Source organism: Mesorhizobium sp. ES1-4 (assembly GCF_020164745.1).
GTDB lineage: Bacteria > Pseudomonadota > Alphaproteobacteria > Rhizobiales > Rhizobiaceae > Mesorhizobium.
The window spans coordinates 1-17,101 of the sequence record NZ_JAIUGV010000003.1 but is presented as its reverse complement, the minus strand read 5'-3'; the positions used below and the strand labels follow the sequence as shown (position 1 = coordinate 17,101).

The window sequence follows — 17,101 nt, the reverse complement described above, 5'->3', positions numbered from 1 at the left end:
CCCGGCCCTGGACGCATCCGACAGAAGACACCGACCGGGCAAACCCGACCCGGACAGGCATGTGTCGTCGGGACGCGCGGGAAGGTTCATCGACGCGCGGAAGATTTGGTCGAGCTCTTCAGGCCGAATAGCGCTCGGCGAACTCGGAAATGCGCTGCACGACCGCCTTGGGCGCGGTGATGCCGCGCGCCTGCGCCTTCTCGGCCGCCTCGGCCCTGGCGCGGCCGGGCACATGCACGCCATAGCGTCGGCGCAGCCGGTCGAGTTGGTCCTTCATCCGCTGCTCGAAATCCGGATCGAGCAGCTTCGGCTCGACCGCGAGCACGAACAAACCGGTTCCCGGGCTGTCCGGGCCGCCGCTGAACCACGGCGCGTCGAGCGACCAGTTGGCGCCCGACAGGCCAGCCGCCAGCACCTCGACCATCAGCGCGATGTTGGCGCCGCGCTGGCCGCCAAAGGCAAGCATGGCGCCCTTCATCGCGGCGGCCGGGTCGGTGGTCGAATTGCCGCTGGCGTCCAGCGCCCAACCTTCCGGGATTTTCTTGCCGTCTTCCGCCGCCTTGCGGATGTTGACGAAGGCGGTGGCGCTCGACGACTGGTCGATGACCAGCGGCGCGCCGTCGGCGGCGGGCGCGGCGAACGACATCGGATTGGTGCAATAGACCGGCTTGACCGAGCCCGAGCCGGCCAGGACGGCCGGTCCATTGGTTGCGGCGAAGGACACCAGCCCCTGCGCCGCCAGCCGGCCGGTGAAATAACCCAGCGCCCCGCACGTATAGGCGTTCTTTTGCGAGAAGATGGCGACGCCGAACAGTCTTGCCGCCTTGGCGAGGTCGTCGATGGTGCGGTCGAAGCCGGTATGCGCCAACCCGCCGCGTGCGTCCGACAGAAATACGGCCAGCGCCGGCCGGGTGATCACCGGATCGGCATTGCCGTCGATCCGCCCGGCCTCGAGCGCCTCGAGATAGTCGATGAAATGCGTCAGGCCGACCGCTGCAAGTCCCTCTGCCTCGGCCGCGATGATCGAAGCGGTGAGCGATTGCGCCGCTTCTTCATTGGCGCCGGCGCCAAGTGCCGCCATCCGGCACAATCCTGTTGCCTGGTCGAGACTGAGTTGCATCAGGGCTGCTCCTGAGTGAGTGGAAGTAGGGAGTAGGGAGTAGGGAGTAGTCAGTAGGACAAAACCGGCAAGCGGCCACTACTTCCTGTTCACTACTCGCTTAGCCGATCTTGACCGGGATCCGCGCCTCGATCCGGCTGAAGGCGAAGACCAGGATGCCGGTGATCGCCATATAGATCAACGCCAGGAGCAGCAAGGGCTCGTAGGTGAGATAGGTGTCCTGCCGCACCTTGGACGAGACGGCGAAGATGTCGATGACGCTGATGGTCGCCACCAGCGGCGTCGATTTCAGCTGCAGCACGGTTTCGCCGGTCAGTGTCGGCAGCGCCCGGTAGAAGGCCTGAGGCAGCCAGATGCGGCGGAAGATCTTCCAGCGGCTCATGCCGAAGGCGCGCGCGGCTTCCAACTGCCCCTTGGGCACGCCGGCGAAAGCGCCGCGCATCACTTCGCCCTCGTAGCCGGCGAAGGACAAGGTCAGCGCCAGCACGCCATACGGCCAGGCCTGCCTGAGATAGGGCCACATCCAGGATTCGCGGATCCATGGATATTGCGGAAACAGCGAACCCAGCCCGTAATAGAGCAGCCATAGCTGCAGCAGCAGCGGCGTGCCGCGGATGATGGTGCAGAAGACTTTCGCCGGTGCCGCGACCCAGATCGAGCCGGCCGCCTGCGCCAGCCCGACCGGCACGGCGATCATGAAGCCGAGCGCGCAGGTGACGGCCAGGATCCACAGGGCACGCCAGATGCCCACCAGGCCCATTTCCCAATATTGCGGCAGCCAGTCCCAGCGCATGAAGTAGGCCGCCGACGCCACCAGCCCGAGCGCGATGAGGATCAGCACGACGCGATGTGGCTGCAGCCAGAGGGAAGCGCGAGCCGCCGTGTCAATGACGGCTGTTTGGCTGCTCATCAGCGTGCCTCCTTGATGGAAGGCATGCCGCGCCGCGCCCATTTCTCGGCTCGGCCAAGCAGGAAGTTCGAAACCAGCGTCACGCAGAGATAGAGTACGCCGGCGGCGAGGAAGAAGACCAGATAGGCCTTGGTCACGCCCGCGGCTTGTCGTGTCGCCAGCGTCAGTTCGAAGAAGCCGACGACGGCCAGCAGCGCGGTGTCCTTGGTGGCGATCAGCCACAGATTGGCGAGGCCCGGAATGGCGAAGGGCAGCATCGCCGGCAACGTGATGCGGCGCAACAGAAGGCCGGGAGACATGCCGAAGGCGCGGGCGGCTTCGATCTGGCCCTGCGGAATGGCGAGGATGGCGCCGCGGATGACTTCCGTCGAATAGGCGCCCTGGACGAAGCCGAGCACGGCAATGCCTGCCACCAGCCCGCTTATGTCGACACGCTGGTAACCCATAGCGGCCAGCACCTGGTTTATCAGGTCTGTGCCGGCATAGTAGAGCAGCAGGATCAGCACCAGTTCCGGAACGGCGCGCACCACGGTGGTGTAAACCGCGAACAGGTCGCGCACCACGGGGCCGCCGTAAAGCTTGCCATAGGCACCCCAGGTTCCAATCAGCAGCCCGACGATCGTGGCGCCGACGGCGATCTCGAGCGAATGCATCAGCCCGACCAAGAGCGTCCCGCCCCAGCCGACGGGCGCGGGCGAAAGAAGTTCGATGATGCCGGCCGCCGAGGCCGGAAGTAAGGCGTCGATCAGATTCGCCCCCGAAGTGCTGGCTCTGTCCGCCGGCGCTCAGCGGCCGGTGGCAAGCATGCGTGGGAAAGGTGGGCTGAAGGACAGCGCGAGACGCTCTGTCCTTCAGCCCATGCGAGGGTCGTCAGTTCGACTGCGGGGCGCCGCCGTAAATGTCGAAATCGAAGTATTTCTTCGAGATTTCGTCATATTTGCCGTTGGCGCGGATCGCCTTGATGCCGGCGTTGATCTTCTCTTTCAGAGCGGTGTCTTCCTTGCGCACGCCGGCGCCGACGCCCGGTCCGAGCACTTCGTCATCAGGGGCCACCATGCCCTTGAGATCGCAGCAGGCCTTGCCCTGGTCGGTCTTGAGGAACTCCTTGAGCGCGATGGAATCGGCCTGCACCGCGTCGAGACGGCCGGCGGCGAGGTCGTTGTTGGCTTCGTCCTGCGTCTGGTATTCCTTGATCTCGGAAGCTGTGCTGCCGAAATGTTTCTTGGCGTAGACGGCATGCACGGTCGACACCTGGACGCCGAGAACCTTGCCCTTGAGGTCCTCCGGCGTGGCGCCGAACTTCTGGTCCTTCGGACCGATGATCGCGGTCGGGGTGTTGTAGTACTTGTCGGAGAAGTCGATGGTCTTCTTGCGTTCGTCGGTGATCGACATCGACGAGACGATGAGGTCGATCTTCTTCGTGGTCAGCGCCGGGATGATGCCGTCCCAGGCAACAGGCGTGATGACGCAGTCGAGCTTTTCCTCGGCGCAGACGGCGTCGATGAAGTCGATCTCCCAGCCGACCCATTTGCCCGAAGCATCGGGCGAGGTGAAGGGCGCGTAGGGTTCGGCGGCAACGCCGATCTTGACCGGATCGGCCTTGGCCACGCCCATGGCGGCGACGCCGAGCAGCAGCGCCGCGGCGAATGTCTTCAGAACAGTTTTCATTTCAGAACTCCCAGTTTGTTGTTGGTTCCCGGTTTTCTTCCGTCCCGGCCTGTCCCTAGCCGATGTTGCGGATGAACTGCTTGAGCCTTTCGGACTTGGGCGCGTCGAAGATCTGCTCCGGCGGGCCTTCCTCCTCGACCAGCCCGTTGTAGAGGTAGACGACGTGGGTCGCGACCTCGCGGGCGAATTTCATTTCGTGAGTGACCAGCACCATGGTGCGGCCTTCCCCCGCAAGATCGCCGATCACCTTCAGCACCTCGCCGACCAGTTCGGGATCGAGCGCCGAGGTCGGTTCGTCGAACAGCATGACGCGCGGATTGATGGCCAAGGCGCGGGCGATCGCGGCGCGCTGCTGCTGGCCGCCGGAGAGATAGGCCGGATAGACATCGCGTTTCTCGGCGAGCCCGACGCGCACCAGCAGCTTTTCGGCCTGGGCGACAGCCTCGTCGCGCTTGACGCCAAGCACATGCACGGGAACCTCGATGACGTTTTCGATCAGCGTCATGTGGCTCCACAGGTTGAAGTTCTGGAACACCATGCCGAGCTTGGAGCGAATGCGTTCGATCTGCCGGCGGTCGGCTGGCACGGTGTGGCCATGGCTGTCGGCCTTGAGCTTGATCTCCTCGCCATTGACCCGGATGATGCCGCTGGTCGGGTTTTCCAGGCAGTTGATGCAGCGCAGCAGCGTCGATTTGCCGGAGCCCGAGCCGCCGATGATGGCGATGACCTCGCCGTCGCGCGCCGACAGCGATACGCCCTTCAGCACATGCAGTTGGCCGAATTTCTTATGCAGGTTCTCGACATGGATGGCTTCGGCGGCGCTCTCCTGCGCCTCGCCGGATGGGACCGCTGCAACTCCCACAGCGCTCACCGGTTGACCTCCATAAGGTCGACGGCGGTTCGTCGAACGTCCAACCGGCTAATCAACATACGCTGTACTGCCCCGCTCCAGACTTCAAGCATGGACCCAACAGAGCGAGCCCGTCAATCCCGCTCATTACGGCACTTGCGGCCTTGTTGTGCAAGTGTATAAATAGCCTCCCATGAAATTTTTTCGTTTTTTTTCAGCTAAAAAAGGGCATCGATGAGCGCTTTCGGATCACAGTCCATGGCGGCCCCGCTACGGCGCGTGCTGATGCGGTCGGCGGCCAACGCCATGCGCGACGCCGACAGGGCCGCCTGGCATTATGGCCCGGGATTCAACCCGGCGAAAGCTGCCTCGCAGCACGCGGTCCTTGCCGAACTGGTGGCCGCTTCCGGCGCCGAGATCGAATGGATCGAGGACAAGGCCGACGGCCTTTCGGATTCGGTGTTCACGCACGACCCTTCACTGATGACCGACCGCGGCGCGCTGATCCTGTCGATGGGCAAGCCGTTGCGCGCCAGGGAGCCTTCGCTGCATGAGGAAACCTACAGACGGCTGGGCATTCCGATCCTTGGCCGCGTCGAGGCTCCTGGCCAGGTCGAAGGTGGTGACTGTGTATGGGTGGATGCCCGCACGCTGGCGATCGGGCGCGGTGTCCGCTCCAACCAGGAAGGCATCCAGCAGGTTTCCAACCTGCTGACGCCGCTGGGCATTTCCGTCTACGGCTTTGATCTGCCGCTGTGGCAGGGCGAAGAGGCGTGCCTGCATCTGATGTCGGTGATCAGCCCGCTGGCCGATGACCTGGCGCTGGTCTATTCACCGCTTTTGCCGGCGCCGTTCTATCAGACGCTGAAGGCGCGCGGCATCCGGCTGGTCGAAGGCGACGCCGAAGAGTTCGCCGCGTCCAACGGCCTCAGCCTGAACGTGCTGCCGACCAGTCCGCTCAGGGTCATTGCCGTCGCAGGCTTTCCCAGGACCAAGGCCGCGATGGAAGCCGCCGGCTGCACGGTTGAACTCTTCGAGGCGGACGCGCTCTGCATTGCCTGCGAGGGCGGGCCGACATGCCTGACACGACCGATCCTGCGCCAATGAATGCGCCGTCCCGGCGCAAGTTCCGCCGCGAGGGCGAGGGGCGGCGGCGGCAGGACCTGATCGAAGCGACGCTGGACAGCGTCGCGGAACATGGCCTGCAGGGCGCCACCTTGCGCACCATCGCATTGCGTGCCGGCGTCACCGCCGGGCTGATCCGGCATTATTTCCCGGGCAAGGAAGAATTGCTGCAGGAATCCTATACGGCGCTGGTCGGCCGCATGACCGAACTGGCGAAAGCGGCGTTGGTCATGGACGGCGCCTCGCCGCGGCAACGCCTTGCGGCCTTCGTCACCGCCAATCTCAATGCGCCGATCATCGACGCGCGGGTGTTTTCGCTCTGGGCAACCTTCATCGGCCGCGCCGGCGCGGACACCGCGCTCGCCCGCGCCCACCGCGAAGGCTACCTTGGCTTTCGCAATGAGGTCGAGGCGGTTGTGGCCGAAGTGCTTGCCGCCGAACAGCGCAAACCGGACGCAGGCGCGCTGCGCCACCATGCCATCGCGATCAATGCGATCATTGACGGGCTCTGGATGGAAGGCTGCCTGGCCGGCGAGATGTTCTCGCCCGGCGAATTGGCTACGATTGGCATCAAGGCTGTCGAGGCCGAGCTCGGCCTCGCGCCGCAGGATCAATTCCAGCAAAAGTGAGAAGCGGCCTTCCGTCCGGAATTGCGTAAGAAACAAAGAGACGCTCTCAGGGGAGAAAACCAATGACCACCATCGGCGAAGCGTTGATTTCGCTACTCGAGGCCCATGGCGTCGACACCGTATTCGGCATCCCCGGCGTCCACACGGTCGAGCTCTATCGCGGCTTGGCGAGGTCGAAGATCCGCCATGTCACGCCGCGCCACGAACAGGGCGCCGGCTTCATGGCCGACGGCTATGCCCGTGCCAGCGGCAGGCCGGGCGTCGCCTTCGTCATCACCGGGCCGGGGCTGACCAACACCATCACCGCCATGGGCCAGGCGCGCGCCGATTCGGTGCCGATGCTGGTGATCTCTGGCGTCAACGCCACGGATACGCTCGGCAAGGGGCTCGGCTTCCTGCATGAGTTGCCCGATCAGCGCGGCATGATGGAGAAGGTGGCGCTGTTGTCGCTGCGCGTGACCGAGGCCGCGGAGCTGCCGGGCGCACTCGCCCGTGCCTTCGCGTTGTTTTGTTCCGCGCGTCCGGGACCGGTGCATATCGAAATTCCGACCGACGTCATGGTAAAGCCTGCCGACGATCTTGCGGCTGCGCTGAGCAATGCCGCCCCGCCTGCGCCGGAAGCCGGGGCAATTGCCGAGGCGGCAAAGCTGATCAAGGCAGCGCGCCGTCCGTTGATTCTTGCCGGCGGCGGCGCCAGGAAGGCCGAAGCCCCGCTGCGGCGCCTCGCCGAGAGATTGGGCGCTCCGGTCGTCGAGACGACCAACGCACGCGGGTTGCTGCACGGCCATCCGCTTTGCGTGCCGGCAAGTCCGAGCCTGAAGGCGGTTCGCGCGCTGATGGCCGAGGCCGATCTGGTGATCGCCGCCGGCACCGAATTCGGGCCGACTGATTATGACGGCTATGGCGACGGTGGCTTTGTGCTGCCTTCGAACCTGATCCGTATCGACATCGGTGCTGATCAGCTTGCACGGCGCCCGGTGACGGTCGCCATCCAGGCCGATTGCGCCGAGGCGATCGAGGCGCTGTTTGCGGCGATCGATCCTGCCCACGGCGGCGGTGACGACGGCCATGACCGTGCCGCGGCGGGGCGAAAGGCCGCCTTGGCCGAGTTGAGCCCGGCCTATGCGGCGCAGGTGCATGCCGTGGAAATGATCCGCGACGCCTTGCCCGGTGCCATCATCGTCGGCGATTCGACCCAGCCGATCTACGCCGCCAACCTCTATTACGACCACGACCGGCCCGGCGGCTGGTTCAATGCCGCGACCGGCTTCGGCGCGCTGGGCTACGGCCCTCCGGCAGCGATCGGCGCGGCACTGGCCATGCCCGATGCGCCGGTTGTCTGCCTGACCGGCGACGGCGGCTTCCAGTTCACCTTGCCGGAGATTGCCGTGGCGCTCGACTGCGAAGCGCCTGTCATTTTCGTCGTCTGGAACAACAGGGGCTATCGCGAGATCGAGACCTCGATGCTCGATGTCGGCGTGGAGCCTGTCGGGGTGTCGCCGGCGCCGCCGGATTTCTGCAAACTGGCCGAAGCCTATGGCATCGGCGCCGAAAGGCTGGCCGACATCGGCGCCTTGCCACCGGCGTTGAAGCACGCCCGGGCAACGGGACTGCCGCGCGTCATCGAAATCACGGTTGTCTGAACCTTCCGTGCCGGCCTTGGCTCCCCGAGTGGAAGTCGGCCATTCGCCGGCTTGGTTCTTGCAAGGCATGAGCCGCTTCCGGGCGGCTCGCCAATTCGACGGTGTCATGACGCATGCAAAGACGTGACGGCTGCCATGTCGAGATATCGGTTGAGTGAGCGGCTGAAAGGCGCGACGCTTTGCGTCGACGCGGCTAACGAACGACAAAAATCATAAGAATGACAGGAGCGGTCCAGGATGACGGAAACACTTGAAGGCAGGCATATCGTTGTGACCGGTGGAACCGGCGCGCTCGGCGGGGCGGTGGTCGGAAGACTGCTGGAACAGGGCGCGATCTGCCATGTGCCGAACGCGCATGCAGCGGCGCCTTCGCACTTTCCCTTCACCGCGCACGACAACGTGAAGCTGGCGCACAATGTCGACCTGTCGGACTCCGCCAAGGTCGAAGCCTTCTATTCTCAGGTCCCTGCCCTGTGGGGATCGATCCATCTGGCGGGCGGCTTTGCCATGGCACCGGTGGAAAAGATCGAATCGGCGTCCTTTGCCGAGATGATGGACACCAACGCCCGCACCACCTTCCTGTGCAGTCGCGCGGCGATCCGCTCGATGCTGGCGTCGGGCTCTGCCGGCCGCATCGTCAATGTCACCGCGCGCGCCGGGCTCGATCCCAGGCGCGGCGCCGGGATGGTCGCCTACACCGCCAGCAAGGCGGCGGTGGCAGCGATGACGGTGGCAATGGCCGAAGAGCTCAAGGCCAATGGCATCCTGGTCAATGCCGTGGCCCCCTCGACGCTCGACACGCCGGCAAACCGCGCCGACATGCCGGATGCCGATTTCACCAAATGGGTCAGCCTCGAAGCGGCGGCCGAGGCCATCGCCTATCTCGCCTCGCCAATCAACCGGGCCATGAGCGGAACGCTGGTGCCGCTCTACGGCAGGGCCTGAGCTTCGAGAGCATTCGTCAAAGAAAAACCCCGCCGGAGCGATCCGGCGGGGTTTTGTTTTGAGCCATATAAGGGCTTAGCTGCCCTGCTTCTTCAGCGCGGCACCGAGGATATCGCCCAGCGAAGCGCCGGAGTCGGTCGAGCCGTACTGTGCGACGGCTTCCTTCTCCTCGGCGATTTCCAGCGCCTTGATCGAGACCTGCAGCTTGCGGGTCTTCTTGTCGAAGGCGATGACGCGGGCGTCGACCTTCTGGCCGACGGTGAAGCGCTCGGGGCGCTGCTCGTCGCGGTCACGGCTGAGGTCGGAGCGCTTGATGAAGGTCTCGATGCCGCTGTCGACCAGCCGCACTTCCAGGCCGCCATCCTTGACGCCGATGACTTCGCAGGTGACGACCGCGTTCTTGCGCAGTTCGCCTGACGTCGCGGCTTCGCCGACCGTATCCTTGGCCAGTTGCTTGATGCCGAGCGAGATGCGCTCCTTGTCGATGTCGACGTCGAGCACCTGCGCCTTGACCATGTCGCCGCGATTGTACTCTTCGATGACCTGCTCGCCCGGACGGGTCCAGTCGAGGTCGGAGAGGTGGACCATGCCGTCCACGTCGCCCTCGAGGCCGATGAACAGGCCGAACTCGGTCTTGTTCTTGACCTCGCCCTCGACCTGGCTGCCGACCGGATGGCTCATGGCGAAAGCCTGCCACGGGTTCTCGAGCGTCTGCTTGAGGCCGAGCGAGATGCGGCGCTTGGCCGGATCGACCTCGAGCACCACAACGTCGACTTCCTGCGTCGTCGACAGGATCTTGCCGGGGTGCACGTTCTTCTTCGTCCACGACATTTCCGAAACGTGGATGAGACCCTCGATGCCCGGCTCCAGCTCGACGAACGCGCCGTAGTCGGTGATGTTGGTGACGGTGCCCTTGATCTTCTTGCCGATCGGGAACTTGGTGCCGATCTCGGACCACGGATCGCTCTCTAGCTGCTTCATGCCGAGCGAGATGCGGTGGGTTTCCTGGTTGATGCGGATGATCTGCACCTTGACCGTCTGACCGATGTTGAGGATTTCGGTCGGATGGTTGACGCGGCGCCATGCCATGTCGGTGACATGCAGCAGGCCGTCGATGCCGCCGAGGTCGACGAACGCACCATAGTCGGTGATGTTCTTGACGACGCCTTCGACCACCTGGCCTTCTTCGAGGTTCTGCACGATTTCCGAACGCTGTTCGGCGCGGCTCTCCTCGAGCACGGTGCGGCGCGACACCACGATGTTGCCGCGGCGGCGATCCATCTTGAGGATCTCGAAGGGCTGCGGGTTGTGCATCAGCGGAGAGACGTCGCGGATCGGGCGGATGTCGACCTGGCTGCGCGGCAGGAAGGCCACGGCGCCGTCGAGGTCGACGGTGAAGCCGCCCTTGACCTGGTTGAAGATGACGCCTTCGACGCGCTCACCCTTGGTGAACTTCTCTTCGAGACGGACCCAGCTCTCTTCGCGGCGGGCCTTCTCACGCGAAAGCATGGCTTCGCCAAGCGCGTTTTCGATACGCTCGACATAGACTTCGACGGTGTCACCGACCTTGAGGGTGGTGTCCTTGCCCTTGACGCCGAATTCCTTCAGCGGCACGCGGCCTTCGACCTTGAGGCCGACGTCGATGATGGCCATGTCCTTTTCGATCGCGGTGATCGTGCCCTTGACGACCTGACCTTCGCCGGAGTGGCCGGTGCTGAATGATTCTTCGAGCAGGCTCGCGAAATCATCGCGAGTGGGATTTGCAGCTGACATTGTGTCTCCTGGAGTGTCCCGCATTTCGAGCGGGACGGGCGCCGTGGGTTAGCGTTGCGTTGGCCTGCCGGCGTTCCGGGCTGCGAAAGCCCTGGGCCGCTTCTTAAGCGGCAATTCCGGCGCATGAAGAATGCTGGCAGGCTGGTTCGTGCCCGATATGGGTATTTTCCTTGCTTCCGGCAATCGGCGGCAGCGTGAAAACCCGGATCAGGCCTTGTTTCTTTTGGCGAGGGCGTCGTCAATGATCGTCATCGCCGCCAGGAACGCGGCTTCTATAGCCATTTCGCTGGTATCAAGCAAGTGCGCGTCGGCGGCCGGCTTCAAAGGCGAGTCCGCCCGGCCCATGTCGCGCTCGTCGCGGCGTTGGATGTCGGCGAGGATTTCGGCGAAATCGGCGGTGCCGCCGATGCTTTCGATCTCGGCCAGCCGGCGCCTCGCACGCACCTCGGCGCTGGCCGTCACGTAGAGTTTGATGTTGGCGTCGGGACAAACGACGGTGCCGATGTCGCGGCCGTCAAGCACCGCGCCCGGCGGCGTCCTGGCGAAGTCGCGCTGCTTTTCGACCAGGATGCGCCGCACGGTCGGGAAAACCGCGACCCTCGAAGCAGCCTCTCCAACCGCATGCGCCGACAGCACCGTGCGGTCGAGCCGCGCCAGGTCGACCTGGCGCGCCGCGGTTTCCGCCGCCGAGACATTGTCGAGCGGCAGGCCTACCTGGAGCAACGCATGAGCAACGGCGCGATAGGTGAGACCGGTGTCGAGCAGGTTCAGCCGGTAGTGATCGGCGAGGCGGCGGGCGAGGGTGCCCTTGCCGGCACCGGCGGGGCCGTCGATGGCGATGGTGAAGATTTGTGTCATTGGCATGCAGACGCTTTAGGCATGGAAACAGGCCCCCGCGACTTCGTCATCCTAGGGCGTAGCGAACGCGAAGCGGAGCGAAGACCCTGGGATCCATGCCATGACTTCAGCCAAAGAACGCTGCGGATCAGAATTTTGCACCGTTGCGGCGCGTTGAGGTCATGGCATGGATCCTGGGGTCTGCGCCGCGTCGCTGCGCTCCTTGCTTCGCCCCAGGACGACGAAGCACGGGATGTCGCCGGCCAATCTCCAAGGTTTGCGATTGCCACTTGTCACCCGATCTCCGCGCCCAGCCCCGTCATCAGGCCCATGAACTCGGGAAAGCTCGTAGCGATCATGGCGGCGTCATCGATGGTTACCGGCTTGTCCGTCGCCAATCCCATGACCAGGAAGCTCATGGCGATGCGGTGATCTAGATGCGTCTGCACCGTTGTATCCTGGCCGTTGGGGTGGCGGCCCAGCCCCTTGCCGCCGGGCTTGCCGCGCACGGCAAGCGAAGCCTCGCCCTCGGTGCAGTCGACGCCGTTGAGTTTCAGCCCGTTGGCCACGGCCGAGAGCCGGTCGGACTCCTTCACCCGCAGTTCTTCCAGCCCCTGCATCAGCGTCTCGCCCTCGGCGAAGCTCGCGGCAACCGCGAGCACCGGATACTCGTCGATCATCGACGGCGCCCGCTCCGGCGGCACCGTGACGCCCTTCAGCTCCGAGTAACGCACGCGCAGGTCGGCGACATCCTCGCCGCCGGCGTTGCGCGGGTTGAGGATATCGATCCGGCCGCCCATTTCCTGCAGCGTCAGCAGAAGGCCGGTTCGGGTCGGGTTCATCAGCACGTTCTCGATCGTAATGTCGGAACCCGGCACGATCAACGCCGCCACCAGCGGGAAGCCGGCCGAGGACGGGTCGCCCGGCACGGCGATGGTCTGGCCGGTCAGCTTGCCCTGGCCTTCGATGAAGATGTGGCGCACGCCACGCTCGTCGGTCTCGACCGAAAGATTGGCGCCAAAGCCTTTCAGCATCTTTTCGGTGTGGTCGCGCGTCATCACAGGTTCGATCACTGTTGTGATGCCTGGCGTGTTCAGCCCGGCAAGCAGCACCGCCGACTTCACCTGCGCCGAGGCCATCGGGACACGGTAGGTAATCGGCGCGGCATGCTTCGGCCCGTGCAGCGTGATCGGCATGCGATCGCCCGGCGTCGCCTTCAGCACCTGCACGCCCATCTGGCGCAAGGGTTCCAGCACGCGGCCCATCGGCCGGCCCGACAGCGAAGCATCGCCGATGAAGGTCGTCTCCATGTCATAGGTGCCGACGAGACCCATGGTCAGTCGCGAGCCAGTGCCGGCATTGCCGAAGTCGAGCGGCCCTTCCGGCTGCAGCAAAGCGCCGTTGCCGGTGCCGCGGATCACCCATTCGGCGCCGCGCTTCTCTATATGCGCGCCCATTGCCTTCATGGCCGCGCCGGTGCGCATCACGTCCTCGCCTTCCAGCAGGCCGGTGATGCGGGTTTCGCCGGAGGCGAGCCCCCCGAACATGAACGACCGGTGCGAGATCGACTTGTCGCCCGGCACGCGCGCCGTACCGGAAAGGGCTGACGATTTGCGGGCGGTGGCCGGCTTGGCAGCGGCGGCGTGAGACATGGAATTTCCCTGGACGGAATGCCGGCTGACCGGCGCTTTTCATTTGTTGCGGCGGTCTCGTATCACGGGGGGGCGAAATGGTCATCCCCATTGTCGTCACTTGGCGCGAGGCCTTTCAATGCTTGGCTTTGTGACGCCGGCTTTTCGCTTTGACAGCGCTGCAAACTGTGGTTATGGGGACCACTCTTTTATTGACGAGGCTTGCCGTGGCAAAAACCGAACTTGGCACAAAACGCATCGACCCTGAAACGGGCCGGAAATTCTACGACCTGAACAAGGACCCGATCGTCTCGCCCTATACCGGCAAGAGCTATCCGCGTTCCTATTTCGATGAAGGCAAGCTCGCCGCCGTCGAGGAGGAAGAGGAAGTGGCCGAGAAGGAAGTGGACGCCGAGGACGAAGAGGGCGCCGAGGTCGTTTCGCTCGAAGAGGCCGATGACGAGGCCAAGGGCGGCGACGATCTTCCAGATCTCGGTGACGACGAGGATGATGTCGATCTCGGCGACGACGAGGACGACACGTTCCTCGCCGACGAAGAGGAAGAAGACGACGACGTTTCCGACATGATCGGCGTCGGCGACGATGACGACGAGGTCTGACAAGGTCTCGAACGCAAGCGTTTGCCGGCTTTCACGGTCTGTGAAGAAAAAGCCGCCGATGAAGGCTTGATATCTGGGAAAGGCGGGGTTAGAAGCCGCCTGCACTAACGGCGCGGTCTTCCAACCCGCGCCGATATCTCGCCGGAAACGGCGCCGGCTGACTGCCGGGAGTGGGGCCATAGCTCAGTTGGGAGAGCGCTTGAATGGCATTCAAGAGGTCGTCGGTTCGATTCCGATTGGCTCCACCAGTCATTCTTTAGGATGTTGATTTCCCTAAAGAACCTTTGATTTCAAGGGCATACTTCTGCAAGGTGGTACACATCAGTGGTACACAGCGCAGGAAATTCCGTGCCTAGACGGGCGTCACATCTTCAGCTTCGCGGTAACGTCTATTGGCTTCGGCTGCGCGTCCCGGATGCTCTGCGGCCATACATCGGCAAGACTGAAATCAAAGAGTCGCTCAAAACCTCGGATTACCGAGAGGCCCAACAACTTGGTCGGATCAAACAGGTGAAGATCGATGCGGAGTGGGAAGACCTTCGCCGCCGCCTCGCCCCAAAGGCCATCGTCGAACTGTCTGATCGCGAGACATGGCAACTGGCTGCTCAGTGGTTCGTCGACTTCGAAAGACAACGTTCCGAAAGGGTAGACCCATGGACCTCGCTCAACGACGCCGAGCGAGAGCTTGCAACGCTTTCGGACCCTGAAAATCTCGCGGTATCGTCGTATCGGGAAGCGAAGCGGGTGGCCGAGGAGAAGGGTCTCAATCTGAGGCCCGGCTCGGATAGCTGGATGAAGCTCGACGAATTTATCAGGCGGGGCTTAATTGAAGCTGCCCGGCGGGACATAGCGCGCAGTTTTCCATTGGTGGCATTGCCGACTGACCCAGATTTTGCGGCGCTGACCGCGAGCACAGATTTGAAACCCGTTGCAAAAATCACCGTCAAGAAACTTATCGCCCACGTCCGTTCCGATACGACGCGAAGCCCCATGAGCAAGAAGACGAAGCTCAAGCGAACGGCACAATGGCAGGCAATCACCGAGTTCTTCGGCGCTGACACGGACATTGCTAAGATCGGCCGGCCTCGCGTCCGGGAGTTTGTCGACCTTCTGCAAAAGCTGCCGAGCAACGCCACTAAGCACTTTCCGGACGCGACTGTCTTCGAAGCGGTGCAACTGGCTGCCGACAAAGAACTGCCCGTTCTGGCTACCGAGACAGCAAACGACTATCTGCGAACATTGGGGTCGCTTTTCCGCGCTGCCGTTCGCGAGGAATGGCTGGCTAAAGACCCTTCGGACGGGCTGCTTATTCAGGCCAAGACAAAAATCCGCGCGAAGGACAAGCGGCTGCCGTTCTCGAATGAAGACCTCAAAGCAATCTTCTCAGCGCCGCTCTACACGGGCTGCAAGGACGATGAAGCGGGTTACAACGTCGAAGGCACGAAGATCGTGCGGAGGGGGCGCTTCTGGGCACCGCTGATGGCGCTCTACACGGGCATGCGGCTAAACGAAGTTTGCCAACTGACGCTCGATGATTTTGAAGTCCAAGACGACACAGACATCATCCTGATCCGGGGATCAGAGGACGGGGAAACCAAACGCGTTAAGACCGCTGCCGGTCATCGGTTCGTCCCCGTTCATCCCGAACTCAAGCGTATGGGCCTGCTCACTTTCGTCGCCGACCACAGATCGAAGCGCGAGCCAGACGCTTCTTTGTTTGCGGAACTTCCCCTCGGCACGACGGGTTATCGTTCCGATCCTTTCTCCAAGTTCTTCGCTCGGTTCCTCGATAAGGTCGGCATCACCGATCCGAAGAAGGTCTTCCACTCGTTCCGGCACAACTACCGCGATGCGTTGCGCGAGGCCGATGTCTCGATTGAAAAGGTCCGTGCGCTAGGCGGCTGGACGACGGGAAATACTGAAGACGATTACGGCAAGGGATTGCGTCCGAGCACGTTGGCGACTGCGATCAAGGCGGTTGCGTATCCCGGCTTGGACCTGTCGCATCTCTATGTGGGCGATGAGGTCAGTCCATCGTAACAGCGGAACTTTTTGAAACTGGTGGCAAAAATCGCTATGAAGGCTTCCGATCTCAGCGGCCTGCCGGAATGGAAGTGGCCGCGAATGCCGGTCTACAACGGCTTCACTCACGAGGAGCGAGTTCGCGGCTGGCAACTCATACACCACTTCGTCGCCAATGGCTGGTTGGCAAAACCCGACCGATGCTCAATCTCGGGCTCCACGGAAAACCTCCAAGCGCATTGTGAGAACTACTACGCCCCGTGGTCGCCGGTTCCGATCTGCCGGCCAATTCACATGGCGTTGCATCGCCGGTTCCGACAACCCGATGCTTGGAACCGGATCGTGGAAAGGTACGCCATGACTGGTCAGGAATGGTTTTGCGCCATAGGCATGCATCCAATTGACTTGGCCGCCTCGTTACGCGCGCAGCACGGGGCTCATATCGCCGACATTTTCCGGAGAGCCCCTTTCCCTCCGAACAATATTGCCGGCGTCCAGCGAGGCTAGCCCGGCCGGCCACGACCCTATCGCCAAGCGTGCAATCGGTAGGCAAATAGTTTGTGCCTGCTAAAATTCACAAGGCTAAAGCCAAACCAGTGCCTGTGGTGTTTCTGGAGTTATCGGCTAGTCACCTGAATCTGAAGTTCGGTTCATTGTCTTCTGGCAGAAGCGCTTGACCGACGCGAGGATTTGGTCGGCTGATTTGACCCATTTGTATGGGGTCGGGTTCTCGTTGTGGGTTTCGATGAAGGCGTCGATATCAGCTTCCAGTTCTGCGGTGGAACGATGTACGCCGCGCTGCAACTGCTTTCGCGTCAGCTCTGCGAACCACCGCTCGACCTGATTGATCCAGGATGCCGACGTTGGCGTGAAGTGAACATGCCAGTGTGGACGGCGCGCGAGCCAAGCCTTGATCCTCGGCGTCTTGTGGGTCGCATAGTTGTCCATCACCAGATGCACGTCCGGGCCATTGGGCATTTCGGTGTCGATCCGCTTCAGGAAGTCGAGGAATTCGGTGGCCCGGTGACGCTTGTAGCAATGACCTATCACCGCCCCAGTGGCCACATCGAGCGCGGCGAACAGAGAAGTCGTGCCGTTGCGAACATAGGTATGAGTACGCCGCTCGGCGACGCCCGGTGCCATAGGCAGAACCGGCTGCTCGCGATCCAATGCCTGGATTTGCGATTTCTCATCCACGCATAGCACGATCGCCCGGTCCGGTGGTGACATATAGAGGCCGACGATGTCCTGCACCTTATCAACGAAGAGCGGATCGGAGGAAAGCTTGAATGTCTCGGCACGATGCGGCTGCAGGCCAAACGCGGTCC

16 protein-coding genes and 1 tRNA gene are annotated in these 17,101 nt (G+C 63.1%); 8 read left to right on the top strand and 9 right to left on the bottom strand.

The features are described from left to right. Positions 1-118: 118 nt before the first annotated feature. The 5 genes from LB556_RS06080 to LB556_RS06060 form a co-directional block, all read right to left on the bottom strand. Positions 119-1,120: an Ldh family oxidoreductase gene (locus tag LB556_RS06080; protein ID WP_224565122.1), complete on the bottom strand. Its 1,002-nt coding sequence runs from the start codon at positions 1,118-1,120 to the stop codon at positions 119-121. A 100-nt stretch (positions 1,121-1,220) separates the two neighbouring features. Beyond that, positions 1,221-2,030 (bottom strand): ABC transporter permease, encoded by an 810-nt coding sequence (locus tag LB556_RS06075; RefSeq protein ID WP_224565121.1) that lies wholly within the window; start codon positions 2,028-2,030, stop codon positions 1,221-1,223. Continuing rightward, a complete protein-coding gene (locus LB556_RS06070) occupies positions 2,030-2,695 on the bottom strand; it encodes an ABC transporter permease (RefSeq protein WP_224565119.1) in 666 nt (221 codons plus the stop codon). Before LB556_RS06070 ends, LB556_RS06075 begins: the two co-directional genes overlap by 1 nt. A 205-nt stretch (positions 2,696-2,900) precedes the next feature. After that, positions 2,901-3,698, bottom strand: a complete 798-nt coding sequence (locus tag LB556_RS06065; RefSeq protein ID WP_224565117.1) for a transporter substrate-binding domain-containing protein — start codon at positions 3,696-3,698, stop codon at positions 2,901-2,903. Positions 3,699-3,753: 55 nt separating this feature from the next. Beyond that, a complete protein-coding gene (locus tag LB556_RS06060; RefSeq protein ID WP_318011259.1) occupies positions 3,754-4,569 on the bottom strand; it encodes an ABC transporter ATP-binding protein in 816 nt (271 codons plus the stop codon). A 213-nt stretch (positions 4,570-4,782) separates the two neighbouring features. Here LB556_RS06060 and LB556_RS06055 point away from each other — a divergent pair, with 213 nt between their 5' ends. The 4 genes from LB556_RS06055 to LB556_RS06040 all read left to right on the top strand — a co-directional run bounded on the left by LB556_RS06055 (position 4,783) and on the right by LB556_RS06040 (position 8,890). Then, on the top strand, positions 4,783-5,655 hold the full coding sequence (locus LB556_RS06055; protein ID WP_224565115.1) for a dimethylarginine dimethylaminohydrolase family protein: 873 nt from the start codon (positions 4,783-4,785) through the stop codon (positions 5,653-5,655). Further along, the gene (locus LB556_RS06050) at positions 5,625-6,302 is read left to right on the top strand and encodes a TetR family transcriptional regulator C-terminal domain-containing protein (protein WP_224565113.1); all 678 of its coding nucleotides are present in this window, start codon (positions 5,625-5,627) and stop codon (positions 6,300-6,302) included. Before LB556_RS06055 ends, LB556_RS06050 begins: the two co-directional genes overlap by 31 nt. 62 nt (positions 6,303-6,364) lie before the next feature. Beyond that, positions 6,365-7,945, top strand: a complete 1,581-nt coding sequence (locus LB556_RS06045) for a 5-guanidino-2-oxopentanoate decarboxylase (protein ID WP_224565111.1) — start codon at positions 6,365-6,367, stop codon at positions 7,943-7,945. A gap of 237 nt (positions 7,946-8,182) precedes the next feature. Continuing rightward, the gene (locus tag LB556_RS06040; protein WP_224565109.1) at positions 8,183-8,890 is read left to right on the top strand and encodes an SDR family NAD(P)-dependent oxidoreductase; all 708 of its coding nucleotides are present in this window, start codon (positions 8,183-8,185) and stop codon (positions 8,888-8,890) included. A gap of 75 nt (positions 8,891-8,965) precedes the next feature. On the opposite strand, the gene rpsA is transcribed toward LB556_RS06040, so the two are convergent. The 3 genes from rpsA to aroA all read right to left on the bottom strand — a co-directional run bounded on the left by rpsA (position 8,966) and on the right by aroA (position 13,152). After that, positions 8,966-10,663 (bottom strand): 30S ribosomal protein S1, encoded by a 1,698-nt coding sequence (gene rpsA / locus LB556_RS06035; protein WP_224565107.1) that lies wholly within the window; start codon positions 10,661-10,663, stop codon positions 8,966-8,968. Positions 10,664-10,870: 207 nt separating this feature from the next. After that, positions 10,871-11,521 (bottom strand): (d)CMP kinase, encoded by a 651-nt coding sequence (gene cmk, locus LB556_RS06030; protein ID WP_224565916.1) that lies wholly within the window; start codon positions 11,519-11,521, stop codon positions 10,871-10,873. Positions 11,522-11,793: 272 nt separating this feature from the next. After that, positions 11,794-13,152 (bottom strand): 3-phosphoshikimate 1-carboxyvinyltransferase, encoded by a 1,359-nt coding sequence (gene aroA / locus LB556_RS06025; RefSeq protein WP_224565105.1) that lies wholly within the window; start codon positions 13,150-13,152, stop codon positions 11,794-11,796. A gap of 206 nt (positions 13,153-13,358) precedes the next feature. On the opposite strand from aroA, the gene LB556_RS06020 reads away from it, so the two are divergent. The 4 genes from LB556_RS06020 (at position 13,359) to LB556_RS06005 (ending at position 16,280) form a co-directional block, all read left to right on the top strand. Next, positions 13,359-13,751 (top strand): TIGR02300 family protein, encoded by a 393-nt coding sequence (locus LB556_RS06020; RefSeq protein ID WP_224565103.1) that lies wholly within the window; start codon positions 13,359-13,361, stop codon positions 13,749-13,751. Positions 13,752-13,923: 172 nt separating this feature from the next. Beyond that, positions 13,924-13,999 (top strand) — tRNA-Ala (locus tag LB556_RS06015). Between the two features lie 100 nt (positions 14,000-14,099). Further along, positions 14,100-15,791 carry a DUF6538 domain-containing protein gene (locus LB556_RS31835; protein WP_224565101.1) on the top strand — a complete coding sequence of 564 codons (1,692 nt, stop codon included), beginning with the start codon at positions 14,100-14,102 and terminating at the stop codon, positions 15,789-15,791. A 12-nt stretch (positions 15,792-15,803) separates the two neighbouring features. Beyond that, positions 15,804-16,280, top strand: coding sequence for a hypothetical protein (locus tag LB556_RS06005; RefSeq protein ID WP_224565098.1), 477 nt, complete (start codon positions 15,804-15,806; stop codon positions 16,278-16,280). Between the two features lie 117 nt (positions 16,281-16,397). Here LB556_RS06005 and LB556_RS06000 read toward each other — a convergent pair. Then, positions 16,398-17,101, bottom strand: a 704-nt coding sequence (locus LB556_RS06000; protein WP_224565096.1) for an IS630 family transposase, incomplete at its 5' end; no start/stop codon positions are given.

Bases quoted from the DNA above. Each gene is read 5' to 3' on its own strand.
- LB556_RS06080 (WP_224565122.1), bottom strand. From the start codon at position 1,120: ATGCAACTCAGTCTCGACCAGGCAACAGGATTGTGCCGGATGGCGGCA.
- LB556_RS06075 (WP_224565121.1), bottom strand. From the start codon at position 2,030: ATGAGCAGCCAAACAGCCGTCATTGACACGGCGGCTCGCGCTTCCCTC.
- LB556_RS06065 (WP_224565117.1), bottom strand. From the start codon at position 3,698: ATGAAAACTGTTCTGAAGACATTCGCCGCGGCGCTGCTGCTCGGCGTC.
- LB556_RS06055 (WP_224565115.1), top strand. From the start codon at position 4,783: ATGAGCGCTTTCGGATCACAGTCCATGGCGGCCCCGCTACGGCGCGTG.
- LB556_RS06050 (WP_224565113.1), top strand. From the start codon at position 5,625: ATGCCTGACACGACCGATCCTGCGCCAATGAATGCGCCGTCCCGGCGC.
- LB556_RS06045 (WP_224565111.1), top strand. From the start codon at position 6,365: ATGACCACCATCGGCGAAGCGTTGATTTCGCTACTCGAGGCCCATGGC.
- LB556_RS06040 (WP_224565109.1), top strand. From the start codon at position 8,183: ATGACGGAAACACTTGAAGGCAGGCATATCGTTGTGACCGGTGGAACC.
- rpsA (WP_224565107.1), bottom strand. From the start codon at position 10,663: ATGTCAGCTGCAAATCCCACTCGCGATGATTTCGCGAGCCTGCTCGAA.
- cmk (WP_224565916.1), bottom strand. From the start codon at position 11,521: ATGACACAAATCTTCACCATCGCCATCGACGGCCCCGCCGGTGCCGGC.
- aroA (WP_224565105.1), bottom strand. From the start codon at position 13,152: ATGTCTCACGCCGCCGCTGCCAAGCCGGCCACCGCCCGCAAATCGTCA.